The 17241-nt window shown below is 68.0% G+C and carries 21 protein-coding genes; 6 read left to right on the top strand and 15 right to left on the bottom strand.

Annotation, left to right across the window (positions count from 1 at the left end):
• Positions 1 to 11 precede the first annotated feature (11 nt).
• Positions 12 to 1235 carry a DNA polymerase IV gene (gene dinB / locus AU188_RS20390; protein WP_059165309.1) on the bottom strand — a complete coding sequence of 408 codons (1224 nt, stop codon included), beginning with the start codon at positions 1233 to 1235 and terminating at the stop codon, positions 12 to 14.
• A 20-nt stretch (positions 1236 to 1255) separates the two neighbouring features.
• On the bottom strand, positions 1256 to 1903 hold the full coding sequence (locus AU188_RS20385) for a TetR/AcrR family transcriptional regulator (protein WP_059165308.1): 648 nt from the start codon (positions 1901 to 1903) through the stop codon (positions 1256 to 1258).
• A gap of 79 nt (positions 1904 to 1982) precedes the next feature.
• On the opposite strand from AU188_RS20385, the gene AU188_RS20380 reads away from it, so the two are divergent.
• Entirely contained in the window at positions 1983 to 3458 is a 1476-nt protein-coding gene (locus AU188_RS20380; RefSeq protein WP_059165307.1) for a flavin-containing monooxygenase, read from the top strand.
• 8 nt (positions 3459 to 3466) lie between these two features.
• Here the strand turns inward: AU188_RS20380 and AU188_RS20375 are convergent, their stop codons facing one another.
• From AU188_RS20375 to AU188_RS20345, 7 genes are all read right to left on the bottom strand, one after another.
• Positions 3467 to 4846, bottom strand: a complete 1380-nt coding sequence (locus tag AU188_RS20375; RefSeq protein ID WP_059165306.1) for a 13E12 repeat family protein — start codon at positions 4844 to 4846, stop codon at positions 3467 to 3469.
• A 113-nt stretch (positions 4847 to 4959) separates the two neighbouring features.
• Entirely contained in the window at positions 4960 to 5439 is a 480-nt protein-coding gene (rraA, locus tag AU188_RS20370; protein ID WP_059165305.1) for a ribonuclease E activity regulator RraA, read from the bottom strand.
• Positions 5440 to 5448: 9 nt separating this feature from the next.
• Positions 5449 to 6201 (bottom strand): MerR family transcriptional regulator, encoded by a 753-nt coding sequence (locus AU188_RS20365; protein WP_059165304.1) that lies wholly within the window; start codon positions 6199 to 6201, stop codon positions 5449 to 5451.
• Between the two features lie 45 nt (positions 6202 to 6246).
• Complete coding sequence (locus AU188_RS20360) at positions 6247 to 6690, bottom strand: hypothetical protein (RefSeq protein WP_059165501.1); 444 nt, start codon at positions 6688 to 6690, stop codon at positions 6247 to 6249.
• A gap of 95 nt (positions 6691 to 6785) precedes the next feature.
• Positions 6786 to 7709 (bottom strand): CopD family protein, encoded by a 924-nt coding sequence (locus tag AU188_RS20355; RefSeq protein ID WP_286137593.1) that lies wholly within the window; start codon positions 7707 to 7709, stop codon positions 6786 to 6788.
• The gene (locus AU188_RS20350; RefSeq protein WP_156426768.1) at positions 7706 to 8212 is read right to left on the bottom strand and encodes a copper resistance CopC family protein; all 507 of its coding nucleotides are present in this window, start codon (positions 8210 to 8212) and stop codon (positions 7706 to 7708) included. The genes AU188_RS20355 and AU188_RS20350 overlap by 4 nt, the downstream gene beginning before the upstream one ends.
• A 55-nt stretch (positions 8213 to 8267) precedes the next feature.
• Positions 8268 to 8924, bottom strand: a complete 657-nt coding sequence (locus AU188_RS20345; RefSeq protein ID WP_059165301.1) for a DUF6474 family protein — start codon at positions 8922 to 8924, stop codon at positions 8268 to 8270.
• Between the two features lie 184 nt (positions 8925 to 9108).
• Between AU188_RS20345 and AU188_RS20340 the strand changes: the two genes are divergently transcribed.
• Together AU188_RS20340 and AU188_RS20335 are read left to right on the top strand one after the other, a co-directional pair.
• Complete coding sequence (locus tag AU188_RS20340; protein WP_059165300.1) at positions 9109 to 9600, top strand: hypothetical protein; 492 nt, start codon at positions 9109 to 9111, stop codon at positions 9598 to 9600.
• Complete coding sequence (locus AU188_RS20335; RefSeq protein WP_059165299.1) at positions 9597 to 10760, top strand: hypothetical protein; 1164 nt, start codon at positions 9597 to 9599, stop codon at positions 10758 to 10760. Before AU188_RS20340 ends, AU188_RS20335 begins: the two co-directional genes overlap by 4 nt.
• A 51-nt stretch (positions 10761 to 10811) precedes the next feature.
• Here AU188_RS20335 and AU188_RS20330 read toward each other — a convergent pair whose 3' ends face one another.
• The 4 genes from AU188_RS20330 to AU188_RS20315 form a co-directional block, all read right to left on the bottom strand.
• Positions 10812 to 11210, bottom strand: coding sequence for a helix-turn-helix domain-containing protein (locus AU188_RS20330; protein WP_059165500.1), 399 nt, complete (start codon positions 11208 to 11210; stop codon positions 10812 to 10814).
• 362 nt (positions 11211 to 11572) lie between these two features.
• Complete coding sequence (locus AU188_RS20325) at positions 11573 to 12262, bottom strand: TMEM165/GDT1 family protein (RefSeq protein WP_059165298.1); 690 nt, start codon at positions 12260 to 12262, stop codon at positions 11573 to 11575.
• Positions 12263 to 12525: 263 nt separating this feature from the next.
• On the bottom strand, positions 12526 to 13059 hold the full coding sequence (locus AU188_RS20320) for a hypothetical protein (protein WP_059100683.1): 534 nt from the start codon (positions 13057 to 13059) through the stop codon (positions 12526 to 12528).
• A gap of 82 nt (positions 13060 to 13141) precedes the next feature.
• Positions 13142 to 13420 carry a S26 family signal peptidase gene (locus AU188_RS20315; RefSeq protein WP_286137609.1) on the bottom strand — a complete coding sequence of 93 codons (279 nt, stop codon included), beginning with the start codon at positions 13418 to 13420 and terminating at the stop codon, positions 13142 to 13144.
• Between the two features lie 86 nt (positions 13421 to 13506).
• Between AU188_RS20315 and sodN the strand changes: the two genes are divergently transcribed.
• Positions 13507 to 13929, top strand: a complete 423-nt coding sequence (gene sodN / locus AU188_RS20310; protein WP_059165297.1) for a superoxide dismutase, Ni — start codon at positions 13507 to 13509, stop codon at positions 13927 to 13929.
• Positions 13930 to 14008: 79 nt separating this feature from the next.
• Here the strand turns inward: sodN and AU188_RS25360 are convergent, their stop codons facing one another.
• Positions 14009 to 14164, bottom strand: coding sequence for a hypothetical protein (locus AU188_RS25360; RefSeq protein WP_156425361.1), 156 nt, complete (start codon positions 14162 to 14164; stop codon positions 14009 to 14011).
• A 439-nt stretch (positions 14165 to 14603) separates the two neighbouring features.
• Here AU188_RS25360 and AU188_RS20305 point away from each other — a divergent pair, with 439 nt between their 5' ends.
• Both AU188_RS20305 and AU188_RS20300 read left to right on the top strand, forming a co-directional pair.
• A complete protein-coding gene (locus AU188_RS20305) occupies positions 14604 to 15599 on the top strand; it encodes a DUF4328 domain-containing protein (RefSeq protein ID WP_059165296.1) in 996 nt (331 codons plus the stop codon).
• Between the two features lie 5 nt (positions 15600 to 15604).
• The gene (locus AU188_RS20300; RefSeq protein ID WP_059165295.1) at positions 15605 to 16456 is read left to right on the top strand and encodes a glycerophosphodiester phosphodiesterase; all 852 of its coding nucleotides are present in this window, start codon (positions 15605 to 15607) and stop codon (positions 16454 to 16456) included.
• Between the two features lie 7 nt (positions 16457 to 16463).
• On the opposite strand, the gene AU188_RS20295 is transcribed toward AU188_RS20300, so the two are convergent.
• A partial coding sequence (locus AU188_RS20295; RefSeq protein ID WP_059165294.1) for an LCP family protein occupies positions 16464 to 17241 on the bottom strand: 778 nt, incomplete at its 5' end.

Here is a 17241-nt window from a genome sequence, read left to right as displayed (position 1 = left end):
CCGGACCCGGCTCAGTCTGGTAGCAGAGGCATCTCGAGCCCGGGGTCGCGGCCCAGCAAGACACCCCGTGTGACCGCCGCGTTGCCGTACCGTCGGCGCACCTGGTCGACCGCTGCGTCGACGGCGGTGGTGTCCTGGACCTCCTCGAACGGCAACTCGAGTTGCTGTGCGCCGTCCCGGTCGATGTTGGACACCGCGAAACCGACCAGCGTGAGCCCCCGCGCGGTGATCAACGGCGTGGCCGCGGTGACGAGGCTGCGCGCCGTCTGCAGAATCACCTCCGTCGACGCGGTCGCGCGGGGCAGCGTGTGCGAGCGGGTGGCGCGGCTGAAGTCGTCGAACCGCAACCGCAACACCACCGTGCGTCCGGTCCGGCCGGCCTTGCGCATCCGGCGGGTGATCCGGTCGATCAGATTGACGACCACGGCGTCGACCTCCGCGGTCGACATCGTGTTCCCGCGCCGGCCGAGCGCCCGCTGCGCGCCGACCGAACGTCGGCGCACGCCGGTGACGACCCGGCGCCGGTCGATGTTGCGCGACAAGGCGAACAACCGGCTGCCCATCGCGCCGCCGACCAGCGATCCGAGCGTGGATTCGCTCAACTCGGCGACGTCGGCCACGGTCTCGATTCCGTGGGCGCGGAGTTTCTCGGCCGTCTTCGCGCCGACGCCCCACAGCCGCCGCACCGGCAGCGGGTGCAGGAAGGCCAGTTCGCGGTCGGGCGGCACGAGAAGCAGCCCGTCGGGCTTTGCCTCCTGGCTGGCGACCTTGGCCAGGAACTTGGTGCGCGCGATTCCGACCGTGATGGGCAGGCCCACCTGGTCGCGCACTTGCGCGCGCAACCGGGCGCCGATCTCGACCGGCGTGCCCGACACCCGCCACAGCCCGGACACGTCGAGGAACGCCTCGTCGACCGACAACGGTTCGACGACGGGCGTGGTGTCGTGGAAGACCTCGAAGACCGCGTGGCTGGCCTCCGAATACGCCGACATCCGCGGGGGCACGACGATCGCGTGGGGGCAGAGGCGACGCGCTTCCCGCCCGCCCATCGCGGTGCGCACACCGTATGCCTTGGCCTCGTAGCTGGCCGCCAGCACGACACCGCCGCCGACGATCACCGGGCGTCCACGCAACGCCGGGTCGTCGCGCTGTTCAACCGACGCATAGAACGAATCCAGGTCGGCGTGCAGGATCGACGCTTCGGACCGCATGAACCGACCTTTGGACACGAACATATGTTCGCATCGCGGTGTGACTACTGCGGCGTCTTGCCGTAGATGCTGGTGACCCAGATGTGGGCCAGCGTGTCGACCAGTTGTGCCGCGTCGACGGCGGGCTGCTCAGCGGCGAAGGCCGCGAGCATCGTGCGTTCGTTCATCAAGTTCAGCGACGTGGCGAGGTCATGCGCGGGGATGGTCTCCGGCGCTGCGCCGCGGGCACGCTCGCTTGTGATCGACGCGGTGGTGTGATCGATCCATTTCTGCATGAAACGCGACCACAGCGTCCGCACCTCGGCGTTCGTCGGCCGCGCCGTCGCACCCGCGAGCGTCACCGCGCGATGGGAGCCGAAAGTGCTGAACAAGGCGTTGATGGCCTTCCACACGCCGGCCGGGTCCACGGCCGTGTCCAAACCGCCCATCGCGGCGTCGGCGTTGCGGTCGGCCTCGTTGATCACCTGTTCGACGAGCGCGAGCAGCACGGCGTCCTTGGACGGGAAGTAGAAGTAGAAGGTCGGACGTGAGATTCCGGCACCCTTGGCGAGATCGTCGACCGAGATGTCAGCCAGCGACCGGACCTCGAGCAGTTCCTCGAGCGTCGAGAGAATCGCCTGTTCACGGTCGTCGCCCGACGGCCGTGAGGTGCGGCGGGCCCGCGAACCGCGGGGCTGGCTGACAGTGGTCACGTTCGCCTACTTTACACGGTGTCGAGTTTTTCAACACACCGTTGACTGACTCGACGCACCGTTGATACGCTGCCGTACCATGAGTGAACACCTCGACGTCGTCATCGTCGGAGCCGGCATCTCCGGCATCAGCGCCGCCTGGCACCTGCAAGACCGCTGCCCGGGCAAGAGTTACGCGATCCTGGAGCGCCGCGAGAACCTCGGTGGCACCTGGGACCTGTTCAAGTACCCCGGTATTCGGTCGGACTCCGACATGTTCACGCTCGGCTTCCGCTTCAAGCCGTGGACGTCGGAGAAGGCGATCGCCGACGGGCCGTCGATCATGGCCTACCTCAAGGAGACGGTCGCCGAGTCGGGCATCGACAAGCACATCCGATACGGCCACAAGGTGGTCAGCGCGGACTGGTCGGACGCCGACAACCGGTGGACGGTGCGCGTCGAACGTGACGGCGAGGAAGCCGAGATCACCGCTTCGTTCCTGTTCGCCGCGAGCGGCTACTACAACTACGACGAGGGCTACACACCGGAGTTCGTCGGACGCGACGACTTCGAGGGCACGATCATCCACCCGCAGCACTGGCCCGAGGACCTCGACTACGAGGGCAAGAGGATCGTCGTGATCGGCAGCGGCGCGACCGCGGTCACGCTGATCCCCGCGCTGGCGAATTCGGGTGCCGGCCATGTGACGATGTTGCAGCGTTCGCCGACCTACATCGGCGCGCTGCCCGACGTGGACCCGTTCACCGTCCGGACCAACAAGACGCTGCCCGAGAAGCCCGCCTATGTGTTGAACCGATGGAAGAGCATCCTGTTCCAGTCGGCGCAGTACAACATCTCGCGGCGGTTCCCGAACTTCATGCGCAAGACGCTGATGACGATGGCGCAGCGACGGCTGCCCGAAGGCTACGACGTGCAGAAGCACTTCGGCCCCAAGTACAACCCGTGGGACGAGCGGCTGTGCCTGGCGCCCAACGGCGACCTGTTCAAGACGATCAAGTCCGGCAAGGCCGACGTCGTCACCGACAGCATCGAGCGGTTCACCAAGACGGGTATCAAGCTCGCCTCCGGCGAGGAGCTGAGCGCCGACATCATCATCACCGCAACGGGTTTGAACCTGCAGCTGTTCGGTGGCGCCACGATCATGCGCAACGGTGAGCCGATCGATCTGCACGACACGATGGCCTACAAGGGCATGATGCTCACCCACATGCCGAACTTGACGTTCACCATCGGCTACACCAACGCGTCGTGGACGTTGAAGGCCGATCTGGTGTCCGAGTTCTTCTGCCGAGTGCTGAACTACATGGACGCCAAGGGCTTTGACACCGTCGAGCCGCAGCATCCGGGTAACAGTGTCGACGAGCGCCCGCTGATGGACTTCACCCCGGGCTATGTGCTGCGTGCACTGGACTATCTGCCCAAGGCCGGACACGTCGCGCCGTGGCGCTTGAAGCAGAACTACCTGCTGGATCTCCGGTTGATCCGGCGCGGCCGGGTTGACGACGAGGCGCTGAAGTTCAGCAAGCACCTCGCTCCGGTGACGGCTTCGGCGTAGTCCGCCTGCTACCCGAAGTTCGGCGGGTCCGGGTCGCTGCGGAGGAGTTCCTCCGGATCATGAATACGGTTGACCTGTGGCGGTGAGGTGCCGTTGGTCCACGCCAGCCGTCCGGTGTCGGTGATCGCCGTCGCGTAGTGGCCATCGGTTGCGAGTTTGTGGTCGGGACCGCAGGCGAAGAACAGGTGATCGGCGTCGGTTGGCCCACCCATGGCCCAGTCGGGACTGTGGTGCACTTCGCTGTGATAGCCCGGTGCGGTGCAGTTGGGCCGGGTGCAGCCGCCGTCGCGGGCATAGCAGATGATGCGCTGATCCGCGGTGGCCACGCGTTTCTGGCGGCCGAGGTAGAGCGGGCGGTCGCTGTGATCGTCGAACACCGCCAGATAGTGGATGGCATCGCTGGCCATCCGGATCAAGTCCCGCATCGGCAAGGCGGTGTTACCGCCGGTGCGCGCCGGCGCGGGCATCGGGACGGCGGGGTCGCTCACCGCGTGGGCGGCCCGGTTGAGTTCGGCCAGTGTGGTGCGCGCGATCACCGTCACCGCGTGCCCGCGATGCTGACCCAGCTCACCTGAGGCGATTCCGGCCTTGAGGCCCAGTTTGATGCCGTCGTGGCAGCGCTGGGCCATGCTGCGCTCGTCCTTGACGTCAGCCGTCGTGCCGTCTGGCAGGTGGCGGCCCGGCCGCGTCGCGGCGCTTGCGGCTTCCACATAGCCGCGGGTCTCCGGGTCGATCCAGCCGTGAAGCCGCGACATGCCGTCGCGCCCTTGAGGACCCAGAGTGACGCCGCGGCGGCGCTCGCGATCCTTCTCGTCGTAGTCGCCATCGGGATTGAAGATCGCATCGATCATCTTGGCCGCCGCCGTCACGATCTCGGCGTCACTCTTGATGGCCTCTCGCACCAGGCTGGCTTCGACCTCGTCGCGCTCCGCAACCGACACGCATGAGGGCAGCTTGTCCATCGCCTTGGTGATCGCCTTGAGATGATCTTCGCCGATCGCCCCGTCAGACACTGCTGTGGCCACCTGTGCAAGTTCGGCCGGCATCGGCGGGCCACTGATCTGGCGGCGCGGGCGTAACCGCGCGGCCACCTTCATCCGGCGCTTGATCTCGTTAGGTGGGACGCGCAGCCGCGCCCACAGACGATCCACCACCGTGGGCGCCATCGCGGTTTCGTCGGGCGGCTCGGCGATCTGACCGAACACCCGATACATCAACCCCCGGTTGCTGCGCTCCTGCGACTCGAGGCGTTCGGCCATCTCGATCCGAAACTCGGTGCCCACCTCATCGGAGGACAGTTCACGCATCCGGGCCTGGGCGTCATCGACCTGGTCCAGCAGCGCGGAAAACTGTTTCCGCGCCGCCGCTCCGGTGATGAATTCGCCCATACCGCAACGGTATCGAGCGGAAGCGCAGCCAGCGGGGTGACAACGTCGAGCTGTGGATCAAGCTGCCATTGGGGATCGAACTCCAAAATTGTCGGCGCCGTGTGGTAGTGCGACTAGCGTTCCACCACGACGATGCCGTCGTCGTCGCTGTAGAGGATGTGGCCGGGCTCGAACACCACACCGCCGAACTCGAGGGGCTGATCCCGTTCGCCGGCACCGGTTTTGCTGCTCTTGCGCGGGTTCGTCCCGAGCGCCTTGATGCCGATGTCGAGGGTGCGTAGGGTCGCCGAGTCGCGGACCGCGCCGTTGATGACGATGCCGGCCCAGCCGTTGTCGACGCCGAGGCCGGCGATGACGTCGCCGACGAGCGCCGAGTGCAGCGACCCGTCGCCGTCGATCACCAGCACGCCGCCGTTGCCGGGCTCGGACAACACCGATTTCAGCAGCGCGTTGTCCTGAAAGCACTTCACCGTGGTGACGGGTCCGGCGAATTGTGACCGCCCGCCGAACTGACGTAGCTGCAGATCGCAGCTGCGGACGTCGGGGCCGATGTCGTCGACAAGGTCAGCGGTGGGGCGGGGGTCGATGCTCACCGCTCGATGCTAGCGACCGGATTTCGCCACGATGATGTCGTGCAGGAACTGCGCCAGGCCGGGTTCGACGTCATCGTAATACCGGGTGAAGCGTTCGTCGGCCACATACATCTGCGCCAGGCAGACCTGCATCTCGTGGTCGCAGTCGTAGAACCGTTCGATTGACAACCGGTGCCGCTCGGCGAGCGCATCGGCCTGTGCCGTACCCGGCGTCACGCCGCTGCACTTGGCCTCGGCCAGCGCCTGCAGCAGCGCGTCGCCTTCGGCCTTGATGTCGATCCAGTCCTGCTTGGTGAACTGCGCCGCCCGCCGCTGCGACTGCCTCCAAGCGTCGGTGCCGCCCCACCGCTCTTCGGCTTCGGCCGCGTACTCCTCGCTGTGCGCGGTCGTACCGAAGATCTCGACTTGTTCCTCGGCGGTCAGTTGAATTCCGCTGCGGTGTGCGCTCATCAGTTCCTCCACTGCCTTGATCGTGTGTTGCAGGCGGTCGGCCTGCTCCAGTAACAGTCGGTGCTGTCGCTGGAGGTGATCGAGCACATCCGCGTCCCCGTCGAGCAGGGCGCGGATCTCCTCGAGGGGTAGTCCGACCGATCGGTACACCAGCACCACATGCAGCCGTTCGATGTCGGCATCGGTGTAGCCGCGGTAGCCCGCCGACGTGCGCACGCTCGGCACCACCAGGCCGATGTGGTCGTAGTGGTGCAGGGTGCGCACCGAGACTCCGGTGAGGGCGGCTACCGCGCCGACGGTGTTGGCGTCCATGGCGCCACTATCGACCCTGACGCCGCGTGAGGGTCAAGTCCTCGGTCAGTCGTCGCCGCCACCGCGGCGGATCAGCAGCACCACCAGGATCGCCAGCACGCCCGCCGCGATCGCCGCGGCAACCGGCAGCCGCGACGGTTCGGGGCCGATCAACGGCACCGGCGCCGGTCCGGACACGGGGTTACTGGCACTGGCCACCGTCGACTTCGCTTGCGCAGCAGTCACTTTCGCGGCCGATTCCAGGTTGGTTGCGGTGCCGGCCGGCTCGGGCGCGGGTGCTTTCTTCGCCGGCGCCTTCTTGGCCGGTGCTTTCTTCACGGCTTTCTTCGCCGGTGCCTTCTTGGCAGGCGTCTTCTGCGCCGGTGCCGGAGGGATGAGTGGGTCCGCGGACGTGCCCGCCGACTCCGCGGCAGCGGGCTGCGGGGTCGACTCATCCGCCGGTGGTGAGCCTTGCGGCTGTTCGTCGGGTCGGCCCTGCTGGTCTGCCATCGGGCTGCTCCTTTGCAGTGTCTTGTCTCCGCCAGGCCGGCCGAGCATGGGAACCGGCAGTGGGTCGATCCCATCATGCCAGGTCGGGTGTGGCACTAACCGGCGACGGCCAGTCCGGCGGCGAGCGCCAGGGCCATGATCATCAGCGTGGTCTCCACCCGCGCCCGGGTCCGTGACACCACCGCGGAGGCTCGATGGGCCCGCGCGGCGGGTAGCCACATCGTGCGGTTGCGCCAGCCGAGGACGACGAGCACGACGGTCGTCGCGATCTTGGCCGACAACAGCCGTCCGTACCCGGTGGCGTACAGCTCGACCGGAGAGGCCATCCGAACCGCGGCCCCGGTTGTCCCGCCGATCAGCAGCACCAGCACGCACACCAACGACAACTGCGAGAAGCGCGGCAGCATCCGGGCCCACTGCCCGCGGTGCTCGACGGTGAGCACCAGCGCCGCCAGCGCACCGCACCACAGCGCGGCGGCCAGCGTGTGAACGGTCACCGCCAGACCACCCAGCGGGCTCTCGGCGAAGTGTCCGGTGAGTTGGCGTGCGGCGATCCCGACCGCCGCGACACCGGTCATCACGACGTTCGTCGACGCGGACCGCGGCACGACCAGGGCCGCGCCACACACGACCGCCGCGGCCGTAGCGGCCAGCACGCCCGTGCGCCCGGCGGCCGTCGCGGTCAGGAAGTCGACTGTGGTCTGCACCCCGAGCCTGCCGACCGGGACGCCGGCGGCCTGCGCGGCCGCGCCGAGCATCCGGGTCAGCTCGGCCAGTAGCCACACCGCCGAGGCGGCGACGAGCGGCCGCGTCGCCCGGGCCAGCAGCTCGCCGCGGTGGCGATCGCCGTCGAGCATCGGCAGCACGGTCAAACCCAGCGTGACGACTCCCGCACAGTCCGCGAGAACGCGCACCGCGGTCACGCTCAGCGACGCCTGCGGATAGGCCAGCGCCCAGGCCAGGACGGCCGCGGCAACGGCGACCAGCGTCCCCGCCGCCACCGCGCTTCGACGCGTCACGTGCGCCGCCGCACCGCCCACACGACGCCGGCACCGACGATGACGACGGCGCCCACATAGAACGGCCACACGGGAATCGCATCGTCGGGGGAGTCGGCCGGAGTGGCCGCCGACGGGCCCGGCGCCCCTGGCCCCGGCACGGTCAACCGGAACGACCACGACCCGTTGATCACGTGCCCATCGGCGGACGTCACGCGGTAGTTCACCGTGTAGCTGCCGGAGGGCCCGAGCGGGCGCACTCCCACGCTGAGAACGGCCCCGTCGACCCGCGGTTCGCCGGTCGACCACAGGTTGCCGTCCGGGCCGACGACGGTCATCGCTGCGAACTGACCCTGCAGCGCTTCGCTGAACGTCGCGGACACCCTCGCCGGTCCCTGGGTCAGTTCGGCGTTCTCCGCCGGGTCCGTGGCGATGCGGGTGGCGTGCGCCGACGCGGCGCCGGCCCCCGCCAGCGCAGCTGCCGCCAGCCAGACCATCAGGACGACGCAAGCCGCGGCGGGCATCGCCCTATCGCGAACGGTGGCCCGGGTGATCGACGGCATCGACGACATCGCGGCCTCAGCTCACGCCGAGCCGGGCCATCAGGTCTGCGTCGATACCGTCGAGTTGACGTTCGATTGCAGCGTGCGCCGACCGGCGGCGAGGCGTCGGCATGTGTTCGGCGGCGGCGACCGTGGCCGACAGCTCACCGAGGCGCTCGGTGATCGCGGCGACGAACCGCTTGGTCTCGGCGTCCTTCGGCTTCTTCTCGGCGACCAGACGCAACGACTGCTCGGCGCCGGCGATGCGAGCCGACAACTGGGCGCCGTGGCCATTGAACTGGCCGACCTGGCTGAGCGGAACACCGAGGCGGTCGGCGCGGCGTTGGTCGACGTAGCCGCGTGCGGTGATGGCGGCGCGGTACGCGAGCGGAACCACGATGGGGGCGAGCAGTCGCGTCACGGTGAGCATCCGGCGAATCCGGGTGGGGGAGAACAACTTGCCTTCACGGGCGGCCTTCAACTGCGTCTCGGCGACCTTGAGTGCGGCCCTGTCACTGTCCCGCTGGGCCTTCAGCTGCGCCTTGAGCGCTCTGGTCTCGGCGCGGTGCGCGGCCTTGATGCGGCGCGCCTCGTTCTTGGCGGCCAGGCGGGCCTCCAGCTTCGCCTTCGCCTTGATCGCGCGGGCCTCGGCCTTGCGGGTGGCGCGGGTTTTGCGTCGCTTGAACGGGCTCATCCCGGCTGCCTCCCGGTGGTGTTCTCGGCTGTTGACGTCGTGCGGTGCGGGTGTCGGTGCAGCCCAACCCTATCGTTCGACTTTGTTTGGGCAGCCAACGGTCAGTTGCACTTGTGCGAGAATCGACGGGTCGTCGACCGGTTGTCACCAGGCCGAGCCCGGCCGCGGTCGAAAGGGGGGCCTCATGCCAGCCAGCCGCCGTGTCACCCGTGCGGTCGGTGCCGTACTCGAACTGGCGCCGCGGCAGGGGGAAGTGTCGCTGACCCGGCTCGTCGAGGCGGTGAGCTCGGACCGCGATCGGCCCATCGAGCTCAAGACCGCGGATCTGCCGCCCGGCGTTTGTGGGCAGTGGCGGCAGTACGCCGACCGTGACGTTTTCCTGATTCAGAAGGGGCTGCCGGCGTGGGACCGCACGCTTGCCCACGAACTGGGACACCTGGTGCTCGGTCATGACGGCATCCCAGTCGCCCAAGCGGCGCGAGAGACCACGGAGATCGCCAGCTCCGAGCTGATCGGCTACATGCTCAACCAGCGGACGGGTTGTATGGGGCCCGCCGGTGAGGAGGCCGAACAGGAGGCCGAGGACTTCGCAGCACTGCTGCTGTACCGGCTGGGCCGGCTGCCGTCGGACCGCTCATCCATCGTCCAGGTCCGGCTCGGAGAGGCGTTTGGTTGATCATCTGGGTGATCGCCGGTCTGCTCGGACTGGCCACCGGCCTACGCATCGGCTGGGCGCTGGTCAACAAGCAGAGCCTGGTGAGCACCGCGATGATCCTCGCGCTGGGCAGTCTCGGCGTGATCGCCGCCCTCAACTGGCAGCCGCTGACGCTGCTGATCGACACGTTGCTGCGGTGGCCCAACATCTCCATGGGGCTGTCCCAGGTGGCCCTTGTCGCGTGCGCGGCGGGCAGCTGCGTGATGATCACGACCGTCTCCTCGGCACGTAGACCCGCAGCAATCCGGAAGATCGCGATCGCCCAGTACAGCGTGGCCGCGGTGATCGCGGTGGTGAGCCTGGTGAGCTTCTTCGCCGCAGGCCGTCAACCCGAGATGTCGCCGCAGGAGTACCTGCGGCGCAACCTGGACAACGGTGGCTACCCGCTGCCGTGGCTGCTGCCGCTGCTCTATGTGCTGCTGGCGCTGTCGCTGGTGGCGTGGGCCGGCCTTCGCCACTCGAACCGCACCCGGCGGGGTCGGGCGTTGTTCGTGTTCACCATCGGCATCGTGCTGATCGTGGCGGCCTCGGGCTTCTTCCTCCTGCGCGCGGCGGGCAGGAGTGGTCCGGTGGGCGTGGGAGCCGCGGCGACGCTGTTGGGCTGCGCGATGCTGGTCGTCGCCGCGGGGGCGCTGCTGCCCAGCGTCGAGGACTGGTTCGGCGCCCGCCGCGAACTGCGGGTCATCCAGCCGATCCTCACCGAACTCGGGCGCCGCCATCCCGACATCGGCATCGGGGTGCGACCCCGTGGACCACTCGTGTTCCGGGTGGCCGAGCGGATGTCGTTGATCTCCGACGCGCTGTTCCTGGAAGCCACCGCAGCCGACCACACACGCAAGCTGCGGGTCGATTCGGCCGGCGCGCCCTCCGGCGACGACGCCGACTCGCAGGAGGTCGAACTCGAGTCGCCGTCGGTGTCACCGAAGGAGCAGGCGCAGGCGATCGCGGAGTGGATCCACGCCGGGAGCGAGACCGCATCGGAGGGCGGCCAGGCGAGCTTTCCAGGGCTCGGCTGGCTGCGCCAACCCAGCGATTATTCAGACCGCGAGTGGATCCTCGAGATCGCCGAGCAGTACCGCGCGCTGACCCGTCGCGGTGGCGCACCGGCTCAGCCGGCGTAGCTGTTTCCGCTGGACGGATTCGCCGGGTTCCGCCGTCACCGCCGGGTCGGGCTAATCGTCGAGATGCTCGCGGCGGCGCAGCTCATCGACCTTCTGGACGATGTCTTGCTGCGCCTCCGGCGACAGCCCGACCGTGCGTGCGGCAATACGCCGAACACCTTCGTCGCGCATGCTCGCGAGCCAGGTCAGCTCCTTGTCCAGCTTCTCGTAGTACTCGTCATCGGTGAAGTAGGCCGGCTTGATCCGGAAGAAGTTGGCAAGAGCGGCCATCGTGGCCGCCGAGGGGTTGGTGCGGTTGCCCGAGCGCAGCTGAGAGAGGTACGGCGCAGACATGGTGACGCCCTCGGCCTTGAGCGCCGCGATCACCTCTGCGGAGGTGTGTGGGCCGCGTCCCGGCGGGTAGACCGTGTCGAACAGCCGGTTCAGGCGAGCGGCGAACGTCGTGCTCATCGATATGACCTCCACATGGAATAAACGAGCGGTGTATAAGCGGCGTATTTGCTGATCATCGTAGCGAGTGTAGTGGTGTCAACCAAGTGCAAACCAGGGAAAAGTTAACTCGCCCGTTCGGTCGGCGCCGCCTGCGGTGGCCGCTGGGACCTGCTCATAGGGTGCCGGTGCCGCGACCTCCAGGTGTAGCGAAGCAAATATTAACGACAGTGTCGAGCTAGCTTTGCCGACGGAGTGCTCGCCGCTGCGACCGAATAGTCGCTGTGTGGCCTCGGCAACGCTGATCTTGAGTGTCGAAGCAGAATTCGGAGTTTGCCGATAATCGAACCCGACGTCGCGGAAGGAACCGAGAGTGGTTGCCGTCAGGACGGCCGCGACGACGGTTCCAACGCGTTCGGATCCGCGTGAGCGGTGCGGCTGCGCACCAGCCACGTCACGACCGCGAGAACGGTGACCGCGCTGACGACCGTAACGGCGACCCACCGCAGCCCGAGGGCGCTGTCGAACAGAAGCCACAGACCGAACAGCAGGAACAGCACGCTGGCCAGACCGTGCAGGAAGCGTTCCGGTAACCGCTTGTGCAGCAGCCGACCGGCGGCGATCGCCGCTCCGTCGGCGAGCACCATGCCGGCCGTCGCGCCGATCCAGACGCCGGCCCAGTGGTGATCACTGGCCAGGGCGACCGTGGCGAGCATTGTCTTGTCGCCGAGTTCGGCGAGCACGAATGAGGAGACGATCGCGGGCACGACGAAGCGCGGCTCGGCGATCCGCACCTCCTCGCCGTCGTCGCTGCGTTCTCGCCACGTCCACAGCGCGAACAGCAGGAACGCGATGGACGCGACGAAAGCGATTGGGCGCTCGGGAAGGGTCAACCCGAGAAAATGTCCGATCGCCACCGACAGCCCGTGCACCAGCATCGCGGCGATGCCGACGCCGGACAGCACCACCCACCACCGGTGGCGCAGTGAATAGGTCATGGTGATCAGCTGCGACTTGTCGCCGAGTTCGGCGACGAAAATGACTGCGAGACTGACCAGGATTGCGGTGAGCACTCGGACGACCCTTTCGACGCGTCGCCGACGGATCGATTTTCATGCCCGTCGACTTCGGTCGAAGGTCTCGCCCACCGCGCCTTCTCGAGGTGCGGTTCGCCTGCCGGGCTTGCGCCAGTGTGTCGACACGACGATTGGGGGCTACTCCCCTTCGCTTACTTCATCGACCATAGCCGCGGTCAAGCCGGCGCGCCACCGTGCGCCGAGGTTTCGGGCGTCCGAATCCGTTGTTCAGCAGCCCGAATCAAGTGCTTCGAAACACCTTATGCCGCAAGGAGCATCGCGAGGATCGCGGTGTCGGGATGGCTGATCGGGTCGACGCCGACTCTGCTCACCATGGACGTCACGGTGCCGTCCGCTTCGGCCTCGACCCAGGCCGCCCGATGTTCAAGGCCAAGGTGGGGAAGGCCGGGCAGCAGCACGCAACCGGACGCCGCCCCGGTGCACTCCGGCAGGGAGGGAGTGGTCTCCGACGGGGGATGCAGCATCAACAGGGCCGGTGGTTGGTGTTCGGCGAAATGCCCTGGCGGCACCGCTGATTCGCCGACGACGGTGCCTTCGGCGACGACCAGGCCGACGGTGTTGGGTTCGGGCTCGTCGGGCAACTCCTCACGTGCACCGAATATCGTTGTGGTGGAGAGCAACCCGGGAAGCGACGCCACCCGCACCGCGACCATCAACAGCTGGGCCCACTCCTTGGTGGAGTCCGGCCAGCGGCCCGAGATCACGAACCCCTTGAGTGAACCGCGTGAATGGAACGGGGCGACCTCGATCGCCCGGCCGGATCCTCTCTCCATATCGCCTCCGCGCCATCGGTGTTCGCACGCCGATGCGCTCAGGATGCGGCAGAGTCGGCTGGCACGCAAGGGGACACGACTGCTAACGCGTGGAATCGGCGCGTGCGGTCCACACCACCCGGTAGGACGCGGCCGCCGAAATCCAGCCGAACTCATGGGAGTCGGCGGCGCCGGGGGCCCAGGGATTGTCCGAGCGCGCTTCGAAGATCGCGTCGCGTCCGGTGCCGTATACGTCGCCGACCCGCTTGACGAGCCACCGCGTCGAACGTCGCGGATCCTGGAAGACCCGTAACTGCCCGCGACGAATGCTCCGGCAGCGCAGGGCCAGAAGTCCGTCACCGGGGCCGAGCGTCGGGCGCATCGAGTCGTCGACGACGCGGAACAGCCGCAGCGGCCAGCGTCGCGGTGTCTGGTTGCGGCGCACACGCAAAGGGTAAGTTAGGACACATGCTGCATCGAATGTTCACCAACGCCACCCCCGCCCATGCCCATTGCGATCTGTACTGCGGCGTCTACGACCCCGCGCAGGCCAAGATCGACGCGCTGTCCTGCTTGAAGACGATCCAGAAGTATCACGACTCCGACGACGAGCACTTCCGCCAGCGGTGCATCATCATCAAGGAAGAGCGTGCCGAAGAGGTCAAGCATCACCTGATGGTGCTGTGGGCCGACTTCTTCGCGAAGGACCACTTCGAGCAATTCCCCAACCTGCACCAGTTGTTCTGGGACGGTGTGCACGGCGCGGGCGAGGTAAAGAAGTCACTCGACGTCGCCGTCGCCGAGAAGCTGCTCAAGACGATCGATGAGATCGCCGACATCTTCTGGCAGACCGACAAGGGCAAGCAGATGGGTGTCTACCCGCCTGCCTGAGCAACCCGAGTCCGTACGTCAAAAGAGCCGCCGAGTCAGTGACCGGCGGCTCTTTTCATGTTTGTCGAGCGGCGTCCCGTCAGAACAACACGATGACGGCCAGCACGCCCAACAGCACCAGCGCGATCACGCTGGCCCGCAGAAACGCCATCCACTGAGTGCGGGTGTAGTCATGTGCCGACGACGGCCACTCCGACGGCGGCATCGCCGAACCCGAACCCATCGAAGACGTCATCAACCCCTCCTGACCTGCACGTTTGCCGCCTCTCCCCCAAGTGAGATCCGTCACAACATGGAACTGTGACGCCGATCATAACTCCTGTCCACGCAACGGAAAAATCGGCAGGCCCGCCGACATGGCCAGGGCGGACATGCGGCGACTGCGTCGGGGCGCGCCATTAGGTTGACTAGGCATTTCGCTCGCCGTCGGGCGGCCTGTTGATGAGGGCATCCGATCCGGGGACGTCTGTCCACAGCAATCGGTGCAGGAAACCCGGATTCAGCGGCTCACGACCGGTTCGTGGCCTCGCCGACCTGTGGATGAACCTGTGGAATCTGTGGATAGGTCGGAATTGCTGTGGCTCCCCGACGGCCCGCGCCATATCGGGATCGGCGCGGCGGCCGGCCACGTCGTCGCTACGCTGTCGAGTGGTGAGTGCCAGGCAAGGAGCGACATGATTCAGGTGTGTTCCCAGTGTGGAACCCGGTGGAACGTGCGCGACCGGCGCAGGGTCTGGTGCCCGCGCTGCAACGGACCCCTGCTCCCGCCGTCCGGTCCCGGGCCGGGCGCCTCCTTCGGCACCACGACGTCCGCCACCCCGCCGCCGCGGCCACCCGGCTATCGCTGGATCGCGGTACGCCCTGGTGCACCGCCCGCGCCTCGGCGGCCGAGGCGGGTCCTCGGCCCGACGCCGCGCTACCCGACGATCCCGCGGTGGGGTCTGGTGGACCAGGCCCAGCTCGTCGACCCTCAGCAGGAGGCGCCCCGCACAGGACCGTCGGCCGCGATGCTCCGTGGCACCCTGCTGGCGACGATGGCGGCCCTGGGCGCCGCGGCCCTGCTGCACCTGCTGCGCTACGTGCTGCTGATCGTCAACCGGTCAGTGCTGTTGCATCCTTGGATCGCCGCGGGCGCCACGTGGCTCGGCGTCGCGGCGAGCGTCATCGCCATGTTCATGGTGGTCGCCAGCCTCATCGTGCTGACCAACTGGCTCGTCACGCGGCGGGCCGCCGCGTACGCCCACCGGGGCACGACAGACCCCCGGCCGGGCTGGCACCTGCAGGCCGGGTGCCTGCTTCCCTTCGTCAACCTGTTCTGGGCGCCCGTGTTCGTCCTCGAGTTGGCCGGGGTCGAGGAGCGCCTGCGCTGGCTGCGTCGACCGATCGTGGCCTGGTGGCTGGTGTGGCTGGCCAGCTACGTGGTGTCGATCTGGTCGATCGCGACGAGCTTCACCCAGGATGCGCAGGGCATCGCCGACAACACCATGACCACGACGGTGGCTTACCTGCTGGCGCTGGCGGCCCTGCTGCTCGCCGCGAAGGTCGTCCTCGGTTTCGAGCGGCAACCGGTGGAGCGGCCGACCAAGCGCTGGGTGGTCGTGCCGGAGGATCAGCCGCAGGCGGAAAGTGACGTTCCGGTTGAGTCCCACGGGCAGAACCCGGCAGCATAGATCGCATGACTGGCGACGCCAAGGCCGCCGACGAAGCGACGCCCGGGCCGACGCTCGGCGGGCATCCGTTCGTCGTGGCGCACCGCGGCGCTTCGGCCGACCGTCCAGAGCACACGCTCGCGGCGTACGAGTTGGCGTTGCAGGAGGGTGCCGACGGCGTCGAATGTGACGTGCGGCTGACCCGCGACGGCCATCTGGTGTGCGTGCACGACCGCAAAGTCGACCGGACGTCGAACGGGACCGGCCTGGTCAGCGACATGACGCTCGCGCAGTTGCGCGAATTCGATTACGGCGCATGGCATCCCAGCCGTCACGGCGACGGGACGGAGGGCGACACGGGCTTGCTGACCCTCGACGAGCTGGTTTCGCTGGTGTTGGACTGGAACCGGCCGGTCAAGCTGTTCATCGAGACCAAGCACCCGGTCCGATTCGGCGCGTTGGTGGAGAGCAAGGTGCTGGCGCTGCTGCACCGGTTCGGGATCGCCTCGCCCGCGTCGGCGGATCTCTCGCGCGCGGTCGTGATGTCGTTCTCGGCGGCCGCGGTCTGGCGGATCCGGCGGGCGGCGCCGATGCTTCCGACGGTGTTGCTCGGCGAGACGTCGCGTTATCTGGGCGGCAGCGCCGCCACCACCGTGGGCGCCACCGCGGTGGGGCCCTCGATCGCGACCCTTCGCGAACATCCCGTGTTGGTGGACCGGGCGGCCGCGCAGGGCCGTGCGCTGTACTGCTGGACGGTCGACCATTTCGAGGACGTGCAGTACTGCCGCGAGCTCGGCGTGGCGTGGGTCGCGACCAACCACCCGGGCCGTACCAAGGACTGGCTGCAGAACGGGCTGGCCGGGGCCGGCCGGGACTAGACCGCGGTCACGGCTCGGCGTCGAGGACGTCCTGCGGTACCGGTGCGTCGGTTCGCAGCGCCTCGAACAACCGGCTCGCGACCTCCTCGTCCCACAGCACCACCGAGCCCGAGTCGCCGCCGGAGAACTCCCCGATCGGCACCGTGGTCGTCAGCACATCGCCGCGCAGTGACCATGCGAGCCGCGCGAGGTCCCAGATGTGGTCGTCCTCGTTGACCGCGACGGCCCCGGTGGCGGCGCGGGCCATCGGGTACCAGCGCAGCGGGTTGAGCAACACTGCGGGGCTCGCGGCGCGGTGCAGCAGCGCGGACATGAACTCGCGCTGGTGGAGCATGCGGTCCAGGTCGGCGCGCGGCGTGGCCCTGGTGCGAACGAATCCCAGCGCGCTGCGGCCGTCGAGTTTCTGGCATCCGGCGGGCAGGTCGATGCCGGCCAGCGGGTCGCTGATGGGCTCGGTCGGACACATGGTGACACCACCGACGGCGTCGACCATCGTGGCGAATCCGTCGAACCCGATCTCGGCGTAGTGGTCCATCCGCAGCCCGGTGGCCTGCTCGACGGTCTGGGCGAGCAGTGGGGCGCCACCGACGGTGAACGCGGCGTTGATCTTGTCGCTGCCGTAGCCGGGGATCGACACGTAGGAGTCGCGTGGAATCGACACCATCGTTGTGCGCGTGCCCGATCCGATGCCGGGAATGTGCACCAGCAGGATCGTGTCGGTGCGACCGTCGCCGATGTCGCCGCCGGTGGCAAGCTGCGCTTGCTGTTCCGGGGTCAGGTTCTGC

The organism is Mycobacterium sp. IS-3022 (genome assembly GCF_001500065.1).
GTDB lineage: Bacteria > Actinomycetota > Actinomycetes > Mycobacteriales > Mycobacteriaceae > Mycobacterium.
This window is presented reverse-complemented; position numbering and strand designations above follow the sequence as displayed.

Excerpts from the sequence above, each read along its gene's own strand:
- AU188_RS20300 (WP_059165295.1), top strand. The coding sequence starts at position 15,605 with ATGACTGGCGACGCCAAGGCCGCCGACGAAGCGACGCCCGGGCCGACG.
- AU188_RS20380 (WP_059165307.1), top strand. The coding sequence starts at position 1,983 with ATGAGTGAACACCTCGACGTCGTCATCGTCGGAGCCGGCATCTCCGGC.
- AU188_RS20345 (WP_059165301.1), bottom strand. The coding sequence starts at position 8,924 with ATGAGCCCGTTCAAGCGACGCAAAACCCGCGCCACCCGCAAGGCCGAG.
- AU188_RS20320 (WP_059100683.1), bottom strand. The coding sequence starts at position 13,059 with ATGGAGAGAGGATCCGGCCGGGCGATCGAGGTCGCCCCGTTCCATTCA.
- AU188_RS20315 (WP_286137609.1), bottom strand. The coding sequence starts at position 13,420 with ATGCGCCCGACGCTCGGCCCCGGTGACGGACTTCTGGCCCTGCGCTGC.
- dinB (WP_059165309.1), bottom strand. The coding sequence starts at position 1,235 with ATGTTCGTGTCCAAAGGTCGGTTCATGCGGTCCGAAGCGTCGATCCTG.
- AU188_RS20330 (WP_059165500.1), bottom strand. The coding sequence starts at position 11,210 with ATGAGCACGACGTTCGCCGCTCGCCTGAACCGGCTGTTCGACACGGTC.
- AU188_RS20375 (WP_059165306.1), bottom strand. The coding sequence starts at position 4,846 with ATGGGCGAATTCATCACCGGAGCGGCGGCGCGGAAACAGTTTTCCGCG.
- AU188_RS20305 (WP_059165296.1), top strand. The coding sequence starts at position 14,604 with ATGATTCAGGTGTGTTCCCAGTGTGGAACCCGGTGGAACGTGCGCGAC.
- AU188_RS20340 (WP_059165300.1), top strand. The coding sequence starts at position 9,109 with ATGCCAGCCAGCCGCCGTGTCACCCGTGCGGTCGGTGCCGTACTCGAA.
- AU188_RS20360 (WP_059165501.1), bottom strand. The coding sequence starts at position 6,690 with ATGGCAGACCAGCAGGGCCGACCCGACGAACAGCCGCAAGGCTCACCA.
- AU188_RS20350 (WP_156426768.1), bottom strand. The coding sequence starts at position 8,212 with ATGCCCGCCGCGGCTTGCGTCGTCCTGATGGTCTGGCTGGCGGCAGCT.
- AU188_RS20365 (WP_059165304.1), bottom strand. The coding sequence starts at position 6,201 with ATGGACGCCAACACCGTCGGCGCGGTAGCCGCCCTCACCGGAGTCTCG.
- AU188_RS25360 (WP_156425361.1), bottom strand. The coding sequence starts at position 14,164 with ATGACGTCTTCGATGGGTTCGGGTTCGGCGATGCCGCCGTCGGAGTGG.
- sodN (WP_059165297.1), top strand. The coding sequence starts at position 13,507 with ATGCTGCATCGAATGTTCACCAACGCCACCCCCGCCCATGCCCATTGC.